Annotated in this window: 12 protein-coding genes; 3 read left to right on the top strand and 9 right to left on the bottom strand. The window is 62.6% G+C overall.

Translation table 11 applies throughout. From position 1 onward, the window contains the following. Positions 1-3: 3 nt before the first annotated feature. The 4 genes from NAP1_RS00765 to NAP1_RS00750 all read right to left on the bottom strand — a co-directional run bounded on the left by NAP1_RS00765 (position 4) and on the right by NAP1_RS00750 (position 8866). Positions 4-4227, bottom strand: coding sequence for a translocation/assembly module TamB domain-containing protein (locus NAP1_RS00765; RefSeq protein ID WP_007163294.1), 4224 nt, complete (start codon positions 4225-4227; stop codon positions 4-6). Continuing rightward, positions 4227-6515, bottom strand: coding sequence for an autotransporter assembly complex family protein (locus NAP1_RS00760; RefSeq protein ID WP_007163293.1), 2289 nt, complete (start codon positions 6513-6515; stop codon positions 4227-4229). Before NAP1_RS00760 ends, NAP1_RS00765 begins: the two co-directional genes overlap by 1 nt. Positions 6516-6519: 4 nt before the next feature. Next, positions 6520-7365 carry an arginyltransferase gene (locus NAP1_RS00755; RefSeq protein ID WP_007163292.1) on the bottom strand — a complete coding sequence of 282 codons (846 nt, stop codon included), beginning with the start codon at positions 7363-7365 and terminating at the stop codon, positions 6520-6522. A 247-nt stretch (positions 7366-7612) separates the two neighbouring features. Then, a complete protein-coding gene (locus tag NAP1_RS00750) occupies positions 7613-8866 on the bottom strand; it encodes a threonine ammonia-lyase (protein ID WP_007163291.1) in 1254 nt (417 codons plus the stop codon). Positions 8867-9013: 147 nt separating this feature from the next. On the opposite strand from NAP1_RS00750, the gene NAP1_RS00745 reads away from it, so the two are divergent. The 3 genes from NAP1_RS00745 (at position 9014) to NAP1_RS00735 (ending at position 12038) form a co-directional block, all read left to right on the top strand. Beyond that, positions 9014-9919, top strand: coding sequence for an NAD(P)-dependent oxidoreductase (locus tag NAP1_RS00745; RefSeq protein ID WP_007163290.1), 906 nt, complete (start codon positions 9014-9016; stop codon positions 9917-9919). An 8-nt stretch (positions 9920-9927) separates the two neighbouring features. After that, the gene (locus NAP1_RS00740) at positions 9928-11571 is read left to right on the top strand and encodes an amidohydrolase (RefSeq protein WP_007163289.1); all 1644 of its coding nucleotides are present in this window, start codon (positions 9928-9930) and stop codon (positions 11569-11571) included. A gap of 245 nt (positions 11572-11816) precedes the next feature. Continuing rightward, a complete protein-coding gene (locus tag NAP1_RS00735; RefSeq protein ID WP_040464584.1) occupies positions 11817-12038 on the top strand; it encodes a hypothetical protein in 222 nt (73 codons plus the stop codon). Between the two features lie 104 nt (positions 12039-12142). Here NAP1_RS00735 and tatC read toward each other — a convergent pair whose 3' ends face one another. From tatC to NAP1_RS00710, 5 genes are all read right to left on the bottom strand, one after another. Continuing rightward, positions 12143-12991: a twin-arginine translocase subunit TatC gene (tatC, locus tag NAP1_RS00730; protein ID WP_007163287.1), complete on the bottom strand. Its 849-nt coding sequence runs from the start codon at positions 12989-12991 to the stop codon at positions 12143-12145. Between the two features lie 9 nt (positions 12992-13000). After that, the gene (gene tatB, locus NAP1_RS00725; RefSeq protein WP_007163286.1) at positions 13001-13402 is read right to left on the bottom strand and encodes a Sec-independent protein translocase protein TatB; all 402 of its coding nucleotides are present in this window, start codon (positions 13400-13402) and stop codon (positions 13001-13003) included. Positions 13403-13445: 43 nt separating this feature from the next. Beyond that, entirely contained in the window at positions 13446-13685 is a 240-nt protein-coding gene (locus tag NAP1_RS00720) for a twin-arginine translocase TatA/TatE family subunit (protein WP_007163285.1), read from the bottom strand. 89 nt (positions 13686-13774) lie between these two features. Next, positions 13775-14452 carry an SMC-Scp complex subunit ScpB gene (scpB, locus tag NAP1_RS00715; RefSeq protein ID WP_007163284.1) on the bottom strand — a complete coding sequence of 226 codons (678 nt, stop codon included), beginning with the start codon at positions 14450-14452 and terminating at the stop codon, positions 13775-13777. Continuing rightward, complete coding sequence (locus NAP1_RS00710) at positions 14449-15234, bottom strand: ScpA family protein (protein ID WP_040464582.1); 786 nt, start codon at positions 15232-15234, stop codon at positions 14449-14451. The genes scpB and NAP1_RS00710 overlap by 4 nt, the downstream gene beginning before the upstream one ends. Positions 15235-15264 lie beyond the last annotated feature (30 nt).

Below are 15264 nucleotides of genomic sequence, written 5' to 3'. Positions count from 1 at the left end.
CGGCTAGTAATCCCGGCTGATCTCGGCGAGCACGCTGTCGCGCCCGATAGTCGTCACCGTGCCCAGAAGTGCGAGCCAGCTGGTGATCCGGTACTCAAGCTGGGTCGCGCTGTAGCCCTGACCGTCGGTGACAAGCTCGACATAGACCCTGCGGCCCAGGTTCTTGCCAAGCGCGACGCCCGTGCCCCGGCCAAGCGCCGGGTCTGCAGAGACGATGCGCAACTGGTCGAGACCGATGGAATTGCGTAGCTGGCCGATCGGGTCGATGCCCCCGCCCCCGCCCTGCAAAGCGGCAAGCGCAGCGCCGAGCTGGATAGCATCGGTGGCCGATAGCGAAGTGACCGATCCGCCAAACAGCAGCCGGGCGAGGATCTCCTCCTCCGGCAGCGCTGGGACGGAGGAGAAAGCGACTTCGGGCGTCTGGGCATTGCCGGTGATGTCGATGGTGACGTCGGTGCCATTGGCGCTCGCCTGCGCTTCGATATTGAGCCGCGGGTCGATGGGGACGTTGGCGTCGAACTCGATCCGGCCCTCGGTCAGCTCGAAGCGGGTTCCGGCAAAGGTATAGGCGCCCCGAACCAGCCGCGCTTCGCCGCCCATGCGCGGGTCGTCGACCGTGCCGCGCAGCGCGATGTCGATGCCCCATTCGCTGTCGAGTCCAAGGCCATCGACCGCAACCCGGCTCGGCGTGCTGGCATCGATCAGGTAGCGCCATTGGCTGGTGGGCCCGGTGCTGCGAGCGGCGACTTGGTCGGGGCGGTTGATCTCGGTCGTGGCGATGGACGGGAGCCGCATGTCCTCGGCCGCGATGCCGAGCGCCCAGCTCGCTCGGTCGACGCTGACGCGGCCCGCAATGGCGCCGCCCGTGCCGTCCGAGACGATGCGTAAGGGGCCAGTGATCGTTGCGTCGAGGCCATTGCCATTGAGCAGACGGGCAGAAGAGGCGGCAGCGCGGATGTCGATCTGCGGGCCTCGGGTGGCGGACATGCCGGCAAGGTCGACAAAGCCGCTGCCCGAAACAGAGCCGCCGCCGCTAGTCGATCCGGAGAAGCGGGTGAGTTCCAGTCGCGACCCGGCGAAGCGTCCCCGCGCGCTCACATCGGTGATATCGGTGCCCGAGATCGCGCTCTGCAAGCGCAGGTCGTCACTGGCGAGGTCGCCGGTTATGCTCGGATTGGAGAGCGTGCCCTTCGCGCGCGCATCGATGGTGACGGGTCCGGTGAGGTCGAAAGTCTCGATCCCGGCAAGCCGCCACAACGACTGCGCGGGCCCTTCATAGCCGAGCGCCGCGTCGAGCCGTCCGCGCATGATGCGATCCGCGAGGTCACCCCCGGAACGAAGCCCGGTCACTCGGCCCTCAAGGCTTCCCAATCGCCGCTCGCCTTCGAGCAACCGAGCGCCCACGGCAAGCTCACGCGGGGAAAGGTTGGCGACCGCGAAGACGTCGATTGGGCGAGACGACAGGACAAGGCCCGAGCGGGTGAAGTCGTCGATCCGCACCCGCGCATTGCCGGTCGGCGGGCCGCTGCCGACCTGGTCGTAAGTGAGCACACCCGAAAGCCTGCCGCCAAGGCCAAGCTCGCTGCCAGCAAGGTCGACGAGCCGCAGCGGCATGCTTGCCATGCTCGCTTCAAGCGAAATCCGCTCTCCGCCAAGCGTGCCTTCGAGGATGGTGTAGCCCCGCGCAAAGCCGATCTGGGTCGGCGCGAGGCGATAGCCGCCATCCTCCAGCGGGGTCAGCACGGCCCTGCGCGGCATGGTGATCGGGCGCCCGCCATACTCGCCCTGCGCGATCACCGCGATGCGCTCGGGCGCAAACTGGCCATCGAACTTGAGAGCGAAACGGTCGGCGCGGCGACCTGCGATGGAGGCCTGCATGGTGCCGCTGCCGTCCACGATCTCGCCGGTCGCATTGAAGGCGGCGATGTTGAGCGCGCCGTACTCGAACCCGGTCCCTTCGACATCGGCCTCAATCCGGCTGGACGATGCATCGAACGCCCCGCTCGCATTGATGTCAGCATAGGCAAGCGCAATCGGGGTATCGCCGGTGAAGCGCGCTTGCCGCGCTACGAGGTCAAGCTCAAAGCCTTGCACACCGGTGTTGCTCGGCGTCAGCAGGATGGTGCCATCAAGCCCGCCGCCGCTGACATCGAGATTGCCCGCGACACCATTATCGGCGAGCGCGAGCGCGAGCGCACCCGTTACGTTGGTGCGCGACACCTCGAGGCTGCGGATCGCGATGCGGGTTGGCGCGTCGGCGGGAAGCTCGATGCCAAGCGCACCGTCGAACGGTCCGAGAAGCGAACCGCCGGCGACGTCGATGGCAAAACCATCACCCTCTGGCGCGATGTCGAGCCGCACATCGGTAAGCCCAGCCGCTGGGAGCGGGTCGGCGAGCACGAGCTGCGCACGCGGCCCGTCGCCCGCAATCTCGGCATCGAAGGTAAAGCTGCCGTACTCGACATGCTCACCCGATCCTTCGAGCAACGTGCGCTCGCCCACAATCCGGCTGTCGAGCGCGAGGTCGAGTCGCTCGCTGTCGAGCACCACGTCTTGCAGAACGATCGGGTTGCCGGAGCCCATGTCGAGCGCGCCTTCGAAGCGCACTTCCTCGCCAGCGAGATTGGCGATCGAGGCATTTCTCACATCGCCCAGACGCCCGGAAAGATCAGCCCGCACGCTCCAGGGAATACTGCTCCCGAACCTCGCAACAAGCCTGGCCTGCGCGGTCACCTGCCCGACATCATCAATGGCAAGGCCACGCGCAGTCACCGGTCCAGCGAGCGCGTAGACGCCCCGCGCGGTGTCGCCGCGCAGTGTGAGCTGCGCCAAGAGGTCGGGGAATGTCAGGCGGGCATTGTCAGCCTCAAGCCGCCCTTCGCGAAGGCTCAGAAGCCCGGTCAGGTTGCCATTGACGAGACGCGGATCGACCAGTTCGAGACCGGTCTCGACCCGCTGTGCATCCACATTGAGAGGCACGAGAAATGCCTCTCCGTTGTATGTGGCCGCCCCTGACTGAACGAGGTCGATCACCGTTGCCGTGCCTGCAACGTCCAAGGTCTCGACGCTCAGCTCATGCTCAATCACAAGGTCGCGAAATGGGCCGTCGAGGACCGCAGAGAGACGCGCTCGTTCGAACCGGGCCGTCTCGCCGAGCAAGTCGGGATCGCGCAGGCGGGCATTGGCGGCGAACTCATCTGCCCGGTTCCCGGCAAGGTCGAGCGCGCCGTCGCCGCGCAGGTCGAGCGCGCTTGTGACGGCTGCGATCTCGCCGTCAAAAACGCTCTCTTCCAGCGTGCCCGAAAGTGCAAGCGAGGTCGCATCGCCGAGGGCGCGGGCAATAATGGTGCCCCCTTGCAGGCGCGGCGAAACCTGGCCGAGCGCGGCATAGGTTCCCGCGTTGTTGGTAAGCTGGAACCCGGCTACGCGGCTGCGCTCATCGCCATCTTCGCGCATCACCAACGCATGGCCGAGCCACTGGGTCCATGTGCCCTCGCCTGCAACCCTTGCATCGTAGGCCGCGTCCAATCCAGCAAGCGCGGCGAGCGGACCATCGGCAGCGGCGCGGTAATCAAGCGCGAGGTCGAACCGGTCGCCATCCGGCTCGGCATCGAGCAGCAGCTCAATCCGGTCCTCTGGCCCGAAGCGCCCCTCGGCATCGACCAGCGCGCGGCCTGAACGAATGTCGATCTCCGCCTCGAAATCGACACGCTGCGCGCGCTCGCCCGCCAGACCCGGAGCAAGGATTAGATTGTCGATCTCGAACTGATCGACACGGATATCGAAATCGGGAAGCAGAGGTGCATCCGGATCGCCGGGAAGCAATTCGGGCAGACGCTCAAGCCGTCCTCGCCGCGCAGTCAGCTCGCGAATGTCGATGCCGCTCCAAAGCCAGCTCAGCGGTCGCCAGCTCAGTTCAACTTCAGGGATCGTGAGGAAAGCGCCCTGCGGGTCGAGCAGCGTGACATCGTGCAGGGTGGATTCGCCGTAGATGTCGCCTTCGATCCTGCCGACTTGAAACCTGAGCCCGGACGCGGGAGCAACCTGTGCAATCTGGTCTGCAACGAAGCGCTTGCCGATTGGCGTTGCAAGAAACAGCGCGATGAGGACAAGCGGCAAGAGCAGGATCGCAAGCACCCAGCCGGCGCGCTTGGCCCAGCGCCGCTTGCGCTTGCGTTGCGGTGCCTCGTTCTCCGCTTCGGTCACAAGATCGTCCTCGTCAGCCATCAAAAGGCCTGACCAAGACTGACATAGACCACCACCGGCGCGTCAAACTCGGTTGGGTTCAAAGGCACGCCGACATCGACGCGGATGGGGCCAAAGCTGGTCTTGTAGCGCACCCCAATCCCTGCGCCCGCGCGTACCACGTCAAAGCTCGGGCGTGCATCGCGCGAAATCGAGCCGATATCAAAGAAGGGAACGACCTCGACCGCGCCATCGAGAAAACCTGTCTGGATGCGTGCTTCGACCGCGCCTTCGAGCAGCGAGCCGCCGCCTAGTGGTTCGCCAAACTCGTTACGAAGGCCGATCGCCTGAAAGCCATAACCGCGAACCGATCCGCCGCCGCCCGAATAGAGCCTGCGCGATGGAGCGAGTTCAAATGCATCTGCTCCGATGATCGAAGCGGCCGCAAAACGTGCCGCGACGACGTGTTCACCGACAGATTGGTAGTAGCTCGCGTCGACGCGGGCGCGCACATAGTAGCTCTGTTCACCGAGCGTGCGCGAGACTTCGGGAGCGGCAAATCCAGTGACACGGAAACCCTCTGTCGGGTCAAGCAGGTCGTCGGTTGCATCAAGCGTGGCGCTGCCGAACAGGCTCCCGATCAGGTATTCCTGACGCGGGCGCTGGATGCCGTTGGTGATCCGGTTGCGTTCGTCCGTGTAGAGCACCTCCGCACCGATCTGCCAGCTGAGCGGCTTCTGGAACAGCAGGTTCGAAACCCGCTCGAACGCCCCGCGAAGCGCGACGGTTCGCGCATCGACCGCTTCGGTCTCGATGTCGCTTGCATAGGCGTCGATGGTGAGCACCTGATCGCGATCGCGGAAGTTGTTGCGGCGATAGGTGACGCTCGCCAACTGCTCGCGCGTTCCGAGAATACCGCGCAGTCTGAGCGCACCTTCAGGCGGGAACAGATTGCGGTGCTCCCAACCAGCCTCAACCTTAATGCCGTCCTCGGTTCCGTAGCCGATCGCGCCCGAGACCGTGCGCAAGGGGGCGCGCTCCATCGCGATGTCGAGGGCGACTTCACCCGGGTCACTGCTTTCCGGCTCGGTGGTCTCGCGCGGGGTGATGGCAACGCTTGAGACCAGGCCAGTTGCGAGGATCGCTCGGCGCAGGTCGGACTGCATGCTGGTCTGATAGACGTCGCCCGGATCGAAGCGCGCAATGCGCTGAAGATGGCGCGAGGAGAGAAAAGCGGGGTCCTCGCTGACAATTTCGCCGAAGACATACTTGCCACCCGGCTCGACTGGTAACGCCAGATCCCCCTGATCGCGGGCGTGATCGATCGTCAGGCGAGGCTCGTCGATCTCGGCAAAAGGATAACCGTTCTCGCCAAATGCGACGCGCAGCGCATTCTCGCGCTCAACAATGCGGTCGGCATAAAGCGGGTCGCCCGACTGGATCGCAAAAACGTCGCGCAGTTTTGTCTGGTCGGGGTCGGCCAACTGGTCGAACGCGCCAAGATCAATCTCGCCAAACGAGTAACGCGGGCCCGGCAGGATATCGAAGCGCACGCTGGGGTCGAGGTCGACAGGGCGCTGCGCATCGTCGCGTTCCTGATCGGCGAAACCGCGGCGGCCACCCGAAAGCTGGCGAATGATCTCGCCATCATAATAGCCGTAAGTGCGCAGGACCTGGTCTAGCAATTCCTGGTCAGAGCGCGCCCGCGCGGCGAGTTGCGGGACGGTGTCCTCATCGGATTCGAGCGCCTCGACCGCTGAAAGCGCGACAAAGCGATCGATGAATGCGCGGCGCTCCGGAAAATCGACCTCGTCAGTGGGAAATGCGAGCGTCAGTTCGTCGCTGATCTCGTATTCGGTGAGCGGAGGCAATTCGACGAGATTGGGCGCTTCGATTTCGGCGAAGGAAGGACGGTCCGGGTCCGGCTCAAGCCTCCCGGGCTCCGGGATCGCGAGCGCATCGAGAGCTGCGTCAAGGTTGAACGGATCGGAAGGGCTGGAGGAAAGGTCGGCTTCGATCTGACCGCTCGGTGTTTCCTCGTCCTCCAGCGGTTCATCAACCGGCGGCGGACCTTGCTGCGCCCCTGACCCTTGCGCCGCCCAGCTTTCTGCGTCGGTGGTTGCGTTTTGCGGGATGAGGTCGTCGAGCGTTCGCGGAGTCTGCGGTGGTGCGGGCGGACGCGGCTCAGCTTGCGGCTGCGAGGGTTGTTCGTCCTGCGCGGTCTGCGCGCCGGTTGCCTGCGTCGAAGCCGCAATTTCCTGCCCGGTGGCCGAAGCACCGGATGCAGTCAGTCCAGCCGCGAGGGCCAGATCGAGCAGGAATAAGCGCAATAAATTAGCTCGCCGGGAATTTCACGGGTTGTCCGTCTTTACCCCTAGCACCGTCGATTGTTCCCGCCTTTTTGTCGCGCGGTGCCGTGGCTGCGGCGATCAGACGACTTTGCTCATCGCGGTTCATGCGCTGCCACCCTTCGCGGGTCAGGCGCTCAAGCGGGCGATAGCGCACCTTGTACTGCATACGCGGGCTGCCATCGACCCAGTAGCCGAGATAGACATAAGGCAGGCCGCTGCGGGCAGCGCGCTGGATGTGGTCGAGAATGATGTAATTGCCGAGCCCTGCGCGCCCCTCATGATCGGGATCGTAAAACGAATAGATCATCGACAGGCCATCGCCCTGGCGATCGGTCAGGCAGGCACCGACAAGGCGGCCAGGTTCGCCGCTCTCTGTGGGTTCGCGATATTCGGTCAGAGTGCTGGTCACAGGCGTGTGCTCGACCATATCGGCATAATCGAGTTCGTCCATCGTCGACATGCCGCCATCGGGATGGCGCACCGATAGATACTTGGTCAGAAGCTCGAACTGTTCATCCGTTGCCCAGGGGCGGCACTCGGTCACGATGAGGTCGCGGTTGCGCTTGATATCGCGTTTCTGCGTGCTCGACGCCTTGAACTCGCTTGCGACCACACGGACCGAAACGCATGCCTGACAATCAAGACAGCTGGGACGGTAAGCGACGGTCTGGCTGCGGCGAAAGCCAATCCGGCCAAGCGCCTCATTCAGCTGATCCGCATGCGCACCCTTGAGTTCAGTGAAGACCTTTCGCTCCTGTCGTCCCGGAAGATAGGGACACGGCGCTGGGCTCGTCACGAAGAAACGGGGGAAGCGGATCGGGGCCGTCACGGGTCTGGCGGGTCCTCTTGCGGTGGTTCACTCGTGGAGATCACCCGCACGAATGGAGAATCAGCGATGTCTTTATTAAGACATTCTTATGCCTTTTCGGTTCCCGCGGTAAAAGACCCTTAACCACAAATCAGAGTGAAAATTGGGTTACTTTGCACAAGACTGAGTATCGAATTGCGCAAGATCGGAGCAATGATTCACAAGTGCGCGAGTGCGCGCCTCGAATTGGGTCAGTTCTATCCGGCGACTAATTTAGCTCGACCACCTGCACCTGGTACTTAGCGCCGCGCAGCGCCTCAACCAGACGTTCGACCTGCCCCGCATCGCGCGCTTCGCATTCGATATCGGTGATCAGACCCTTCGCCGGAAGGGTGGTGAAGATGCGCTGGTGGTAGATCTCAATGATATTGACGTTGTGCTCGTCGAACAGGCGCATGACCTTGAAAAGCGCGCCCGGACGATCCTGCAAGGTAACGCGAAGACGCGCGAGACGGCCCTGACGCGCAAGGTCGCGCAGCAGTACGTTGGCGAGCAGGCGCGTATCGATATTGCCGCCGCACAGAACGAGGCCGACCGTCTTTCCTGCAAAACGCTCCGGGTTTTCCAGCACGGCAGCCAAGCCTGCTGCGCCTGCACCTTCGACCACCGTCTTCTCGATCTGGAGCAGGAGCGAGACTGCCTTTTCAAGGCTTGGCTCATCGACCAGCAGGATGTCGTCGACCCGTTCCTTGATGACCTGCGAGGTGAACTCGCCGGGGTTCTTTACCGCGATACCTTCGGCCAAGGTGTCGCCGCCGCAATCGTGGCTCTCGCCCTTGAAGCGGTCGAACATGCTTGGGAAGAGGCCCGCCTGCACACCGACCATCTCAATGTCGGGATTAAGCGTCTTGGCGACCGTCGCCATGCCTGAGATCAGACCGCCGCCTCCGATTGGCGTGACGAGGCAATCGAAGTCGTCCTTCAATTCGAGCATCTCGAGCGCGACCGTGCCCTGCCCAGCAGCAATATGCGGATCGTCGAACGGGTGCACGAATGTCAGCCCTCGTTCGATCTCCAGCTCGCGGGCATGGGCGTTCGCTTCATCGAAAGTCTCACCGTGAAGCACGACGTTGCCGCCCACGCTCTCGGTCTGCATCACCTTCACCGTCGGCGTCGTCTTGGGCATCACAATCGTGACCGGTACACCCAGACGGGTGCCGTGATAGGAAAGCCCTTGCGAATGGTTGCCCGCCGAGGCTGCGATCACGCCGCGCTCACGCTGTTCATCGGTCAGCTGCAGCAACGCATTGAGAGCGCCGCGCTCTTTATAGGCAGCCGTAAACTGGAGGTTTTCAAACTTCAGCCAGATATCCGCGCCGGTAATTTCCGAGAGCGTAATCGAATGCATCATCGGCGTTTTCACCACCGAACCTTCGATACGTGCGGCAGCGGCTTTCACGTCTTCGAGCGTGAGATCGGCCGGTGTGGCCGTGGCTTTGATGCTTTTGTCTGGCGCGTTCATGATGGGCGCAAGGGGTAGGCCTACATTGCCGTAAGGGCAATTCGAATTGGCAGGTTTGCCGACAAGAATTGCTTGCCTCCCACAGCAATTGCGCTTTGCCGCGCTGACGGATTGGCAATGCGCGGAATTGCGATTAGGCACGCGCACATGACTGCTTCCAAGAGGATCGCTTTTCTCGGGCTTGGTGTGATGGGAGGCCCGATGTGGGGCCATCTGGTTCGCGCCGGGCACGAGGCAACCGGCTACAATCGAAACTTCGCAAAGGCCGAAGAATGGAGCGATCGTCTGGGTGACGAGGGCCTCGTTGCCCCGATCGAAAGCGACGCGGCGACAGCTGTGAGAGGCAAGGATGTGGTGCTCGCCTGCCTCGGCAATGACGATGATGTGGCATCGGTCCTGTTCGGCGAAAACGGTGTGCTCGCGGCGATGAAGCGCGGGGCCACCTTCATCGATCACACGTCCGTTTCGCCGGGTCTGGCTCGCCGCATCGCGGATGAGTGTGAACGACTGGGTCTTCATGCCGTCGATGCGCCCGTCTCGGGCGGACAGGCAGGGGCCGAAAACGGAAAGCTCTCGATCATGTGCGGCGGTTCTGAAGAGGCGATGGCCTCGGCGCAGCCTGTCATGCAGGCCTACGCCGCGCGCATCGTGCATATTGGCGAAGCGGGTGCGGGCCAGACTGCCAAGGCGATCAACCAGGTATGTATCGCCGGCGTTCTCGCAGGCCTTTCCGAAGGCGTTCGGCTGGCGCAGGCGACCGGTGTCGATACCTACAAAGTGGTCGAAGCCATCAGCGGCGGCGCGGCCCAAAGCTGGCAGATGGAGAACCGCTGGCCCACCATGGTCAGCGGCGAGTTCGACTTCGGCTTTGCGATCGACTGGATGCGCAAAGATCTGGCCATCGCGCTTGAAGAGGCAGGCAAGCATGGCCTCGACATGTCGGTGACAAAACTCGTCGATCAATTCTATTCCGAAGTGCAGGCGGCCGGTGGAAACCGGCTCGACACCAGCGCTCTCGTCACGCGTTATCCCAAGGCATCCGATACGAAATGAGAATACCCATGATCCGCACGCTCCTCGCCGCCGGCGCTGTCCTTGTCGCAACGCCCGCGCTGGCCGACACGCTCATCTACAATGTCGACGGCGTGACCATCGACGAGGAAGGGGAGGTCAAGCGCTTCACCAGCCTCGTCTTCGATGATGACGGTATCATCACCCATGTGCTCGAACGCGGTGAAGATCGGCCCGATGGCATCGAGTTCGCAATGGACGGCGAAGGGCAGGTGATGCTGCCGGGCCTGATCGATGCGCATGTCCACGTCATGGATATCGGCTTTGCCGCGCTGACGCTCGACCTGTCTGACACGAACAGCCTCGAAGAAGCGCTCGCCAAAGTGGCCGAGTTTGCCGAAGCCAATCCGGGCCGTCCGTGGATTCTTGGGCGCGGCTGGAATCAGGAAAAGTGGGGCCTTGGCCGCTTCCCCACCGCAGCGGAACTCGACGCGATCGTTTCCGACCGCCCCGTCTGGCTGGAGCGCGCGGACAATCACGCGAACTGGGCCAACAGCGTTGCGATGGAGCAGGCGGGAATCACCGCCGAGACGCAAGATCCGGAAGGTGGGCGCATCATCCGCGATACAGACGGCAATCCGACCGGCGTTTTCATCGACAATGCAAGTTCGCTTGTCGGAAGCTTTGTCCCTGCCCCGCGCCCCGAGGACCGCGATGCAGCCTTCGCGATGGCACAGCAGCGCCTGCTCCAAAACGGTATCACCGCCGTTGCCGACATGGGTACGCCGGTCGTCGACTGGATGACCTTCCGCCGCTCGGCTGACCGTGGTGACCTGCGCATTCGCATCATGGCCTATGCCAATTCGCCCGAGGCTATGGAGCTGATTGGCGGGCCCGGCCCGACCCCGTGGCTTTACGAGGACAGGCTGCGCCTCAACGGTATCAAGCTCTATGTCGACGGTGCGCTGGGCTCACGCGGTGCGACGCTGAAAGAGCCATACTCCGACGAACCGAACACACGCGGAATTCCCATCACCTCGCCCGCGCAACTTCGCAACCGCATGAGCCGCGCTGCATTGGACAACTTCCAGACCGCCGTTCACGCCATTGGCGATGCCGCAAACGAGGACGTGCTGCTTGCGATCGAGGAGCTTTCGACAAGCTATAAGGGCGATCGACGCTGGCGGATCGAGCACGCTCAGATCGTCGATGTCGACGACCTTAAGCGTTTCGGTCAGCACGGAACAATCGCCTCGATGCAGCCGCTTCACCAAACGAGCGACATGTTCATGGCCGAGGCGCGCCTGGGAGAGGATCGTCTTGGCGGAGCCTATGCTTGGCGCAGCATTCTTGAGGTTGGCGGCCGGCTTGCTTTCGGGTCCGACGCGCCAGTTGAACCAGCCGACGTCTTCGCTGGCATCGCGGTCGCCATCAGCCGCACCGACGAAAATGGCCGCCCCTTTGGTGGCTGGCGCGCTCAGGAAGCGGTCAGCCGTGAACAGGCTCTTGCCGGGTTTACTTCCAATGCCGCCTATGCCGGTTTCGCAGATGGCCGGTTCGGGCGACTCGTGGTCGGCGAGCGGGCCGACTTCATCTTCGTCGATCGCGACCCGATGCTCGCTTCGCCAAGCGACATTCGCGAGACCGAAGTGCGCGAGGTGTATCTGGCGGGCGAACGGGTCTTTGCACGTTAGTCACTAGGCGAAACTCCCGAGAGGAGCAGACCGCACGCCTACGTAGTGACACGTAGAGCATTGATTTCGCGCACTTATTTCATATTCTGGTCATTACTTTCCTGAATGGAAGTGGTGCGGGTTTCGTCTCCGCAACAAGGCTGGAATACCCCGCCACGTTGCAATCGGATCGTGACCCGCTCCGGCACGGGAGATTGCTCACACTGTGCAATAGCTTGGTGCCAATGCGCGAAGGAGACCGCCTTATGAAGTTTCGTACCCTGGCCCTTGCCACCGCTGCCGCATCACTCGCGGCATCCCCAGCCATTGCTCAGGTCGCGTTCGAACGCGCCAGCGCGCCTGTAGAAGGCGAAAGCGAAGTTGCCGCTGGTGCGCCGACCCTGCTGCTTGGTCTGCTGGGTGCAGCAGCCGTGGTCGGCATCGTCGTCGCAGCGAGCGACGATGACGACGATCCCGTCAGCCCCTAGTCGGGCTTTACCGCCTCGTTCCTCACTTGGTTGGTCAAATGCGCGCGCTGCCCTCGCAAGAGGGCGGCGCGTTCATATTTGGGGATTTTCGGCCTGCGACCGTCCTAGTCAGCGGTGACGCTCGGATCATCGCCGCTTGCAACTTCATCGGGTTTTTCCTTCGCTGCTTCGCCAGCATCGGACTTGCCGCCAGCCCGCTTCATCGCCCTCTCCTGCACACGCATGAGCAAAAGCGAACCCTCGAACAGCAAAAGCAAAGGCACCGCAAGAATCACCTGGCTACCTGGATCAGGCGGAGTAACAATCGCGGCAAGCGCGACCACGCCCACGATCACATAACGGCGAGCACCAGCGAGCTGAGACCGCGTTACAATGCCGGCGCGGTGAAGCAGCATCAGCAGCACTGGCAGCAGGAAGGTGATCCCGAAGGCGAGGATGAACTGCATGACGAGACTAAGATAATCGCCTGCTGTGGGCAGCGCCTGGACCGACAGACCGCCCGCCTCGCCTCCAAATCCAAGAAAAAACCGGAAGGCAGTGGGCATCACCACATAGTAGGCGAGCGCCGCTCCACCGATAAACAACACAGGCGTTGCAATGAGAAAGGGCAGGAAAGCCTTCTTCTCATTTGCGTAAAGACCAGGGGCGATAAAGGCCCAAAGCTGGTTCGCAATGATCGGGAAGCTGACCATAAAGCCTGCAAACAGCCCGACCTTGAGCTCAACGAAGAAAATCTCCGGCAATCGCGTGAAGATCAGCTGTCCCTCGCCATCAGGGAACGCCTCTTTCAATGGCTGCACCAGAAATCCGAGGATCGGATCGGCGAAATAAAAACAGATACCGAAACCGACGAGAAGCGCGAAAACCGAGCGGACGAGCCGCGTGCGAAGCTCGATCAGGTGATCGAGCAGCGGTGCGCGTGTTTCGTCGATATCCTTGATTTCGAATGCCATCGCGCTGCTCTAGTCCTTTGACTCGGTAGCGCCGGGCGCAGGTTCAGGCTGGACGTCCTCGACAGCATCGCTCGCAGCTTTTGGCGCAGCGCTTTCAGCGGAGACAGATTTGGGAGCTTCAGGCTTTGGCGGCGGCCCGGTCATCACTGGCTCGCCACTGGCAGCTTCAGCGCTGGCGGCGGAGCGCTTCATGATCGCCTCGTTCTGCTCCTTCCACTTCTTCTCCATGTCCTCAAGCTCGGCTTCGCGGACCATCGCATCGATGCCTGTGCGGAAGTGTGAAGAAACCTTGCGCACCTTGCCGATCCAGCGACCGGCCGTGCGCATGGCATGCGGCATGTCCTTCGGCCCGATCACGAGGACCGCGACGATAATGATCACCAGTAGTTCAGCGGCGCCGATGTCGAACATGGATAGCCTTTACCGCTCCGTGCGGCGTGGGAGCGTTGGGAACTCAGCTTGCCGAGTCAGTCTTTTCGCTCGTCTTGGTGTCGGCGGGGGTCGCATCTTTAGCTGGCGCTTCAATCTGGGCGTTTGGCGCGGAGCTTGTGCTTTCCTCCTCGCTCATGCCTTTCTTGAAGCTCGAGATGCCTTTGCCAAAGTCACCCATCATTTCAGAGATTCTGCCACGTCCGAACAGGACAAGGACGACGAGCGCCACGATGAGGATTTGCCAGATTCCGATACCGCCCATGCGAATTCTCTCTTGATTGCCTCGTTAGAGGGGATGTTGCTGTCCCAATATAGGGATGATGCCCGCGCTGCGCCAGTCAGCAAACTTGATCAACCGGCAGCGGAGCATTCCTCGCCGTTTTCGTCGGCCTCCGGTGCGGCGTTGCAATCCTCTTGCGAGGTCGCCTCACTATCGGCTTCCTCACCGGTCTGCCCCATCGCTTCTTCGAAAGCCTCGTCCACCGGATCAAGGAGGCCAGCAGCCTTGAGTTCGTCGATCCCTGGCAAATCGCGCCGAGACGCGAGCCCGAAATGGTCAAGGAACTCGGGAGTTGTCGCGTAAATCACCGGGCGACCCGGCACTTCGCGGCGACCGGCGAGCTTGATCCAGCCTGCTTCCATCAGCACGTCGAGTGTTCCGCCGCTCGTCTGAACGCCGCGGATCGATTCGATCTCGGCCCGGCTTACAGGTTCATGGTAGGCTATGATGGCTAGCACTTCAGTCGCGGCGCGGCTGAGGCGGCGAACCTGCTCTTTCTCGCGGCGCAAAAGATGCGCCATGTCGGCTGCGGTTTCGAAATGCCAGCGCTTGCCACGCTCGACCAGTCGCACGCCTCGCATTTCGTAATGCGCTTGGAGCGCCTTGAGCCGATCGCGGATCAAAGGCTTTTCGCAATCACCCAGATGCGCTGCGAGCTGTTCGACTGTCAGCGGCTCTTCGGAAGCGAACAGGGTCGCCTCTAGCCCGCGTTCGATCTCGTCAGGCGCGCTGTCGACCTCGTCGCTCATGCGCTTGCCGCTTCCTTGAGCCTGCGGATCCGCAGCGGCGAGAACGCCTCTTCTTGCGCAATCTCTGCGCGCCCCAGTCGCGCCAGTTCCAGCGCCGCAACGAAGCTGGATGCCAAAGCCGATCTGCGCAGCGCAGGCTCGGCATGTTTGGGCAGGAAGTCGCGAATATCCATCCAGTCGAGCGTGACGCCAAGCATGGACGAGACCCGGTCGAGCGCGCTGTCGAGCGTCATGACCGGACGGTCTGAGACGTGATAGATGCGCGGCGCCGTGCGCGCCTTGACCTGTCCGTACGCCTGGATCAGCGAATAGGCATCAGAGCGCCACAGCGTCTTGCGATCGGTGCGCAGCCCCTCAGGCGCGCCGCGAACAAATATGTCGCGTCCGATCCTGTCGCGCCCCATGAGCCTTGCCGCCGCCTCGCGCATCGCGCCAAGCCGCTGGAGCCGCAATTGCAGGCGCAGTGCGAGTTCTTCAGGACTTGGGTCTTCCTGCTCATCCTTGGGCAGAAGAAGCGCCGATTTCAGGTAAGCCAGCCAAGCAGCCATCACGAGATAGTCCGCCGCGAGCTCAAGCCGCAGGTCCTGCGCACGCTCGATATAGGTCAGGTACTGGTCGACCAGCGCGAGGATGGATATCTGGCGAAGGTCCACCTTTTGGCGCCGCGCAAGATCGAGCAGCAGATCGAGCGGCCCTTCCCATCCATCGAGCTCGAGATAGAGCGCTTCGTCGCCCTGTTTCGCGCCTTGCTTGCCGGTTTCATCGACCCAGCCTTCGGGCATGTCGGCTGTCGGTTCGCCCGTACCTACCGC

It is taken from the genome of Erythrobacter sp. NAP1 (assembly GCF_000152865.1).
Lineage (GTDB): Bacteria > Pseudomonadota > Alphaproteobacteria > Sphingomonadales > Sphingomonadaceae > Erythrobacter.
The sequence above is the reverse complement of the archived record's forward strand: the minus strand, read 5'-3'. Positions and strand labels throughout refer to the sequence as shown.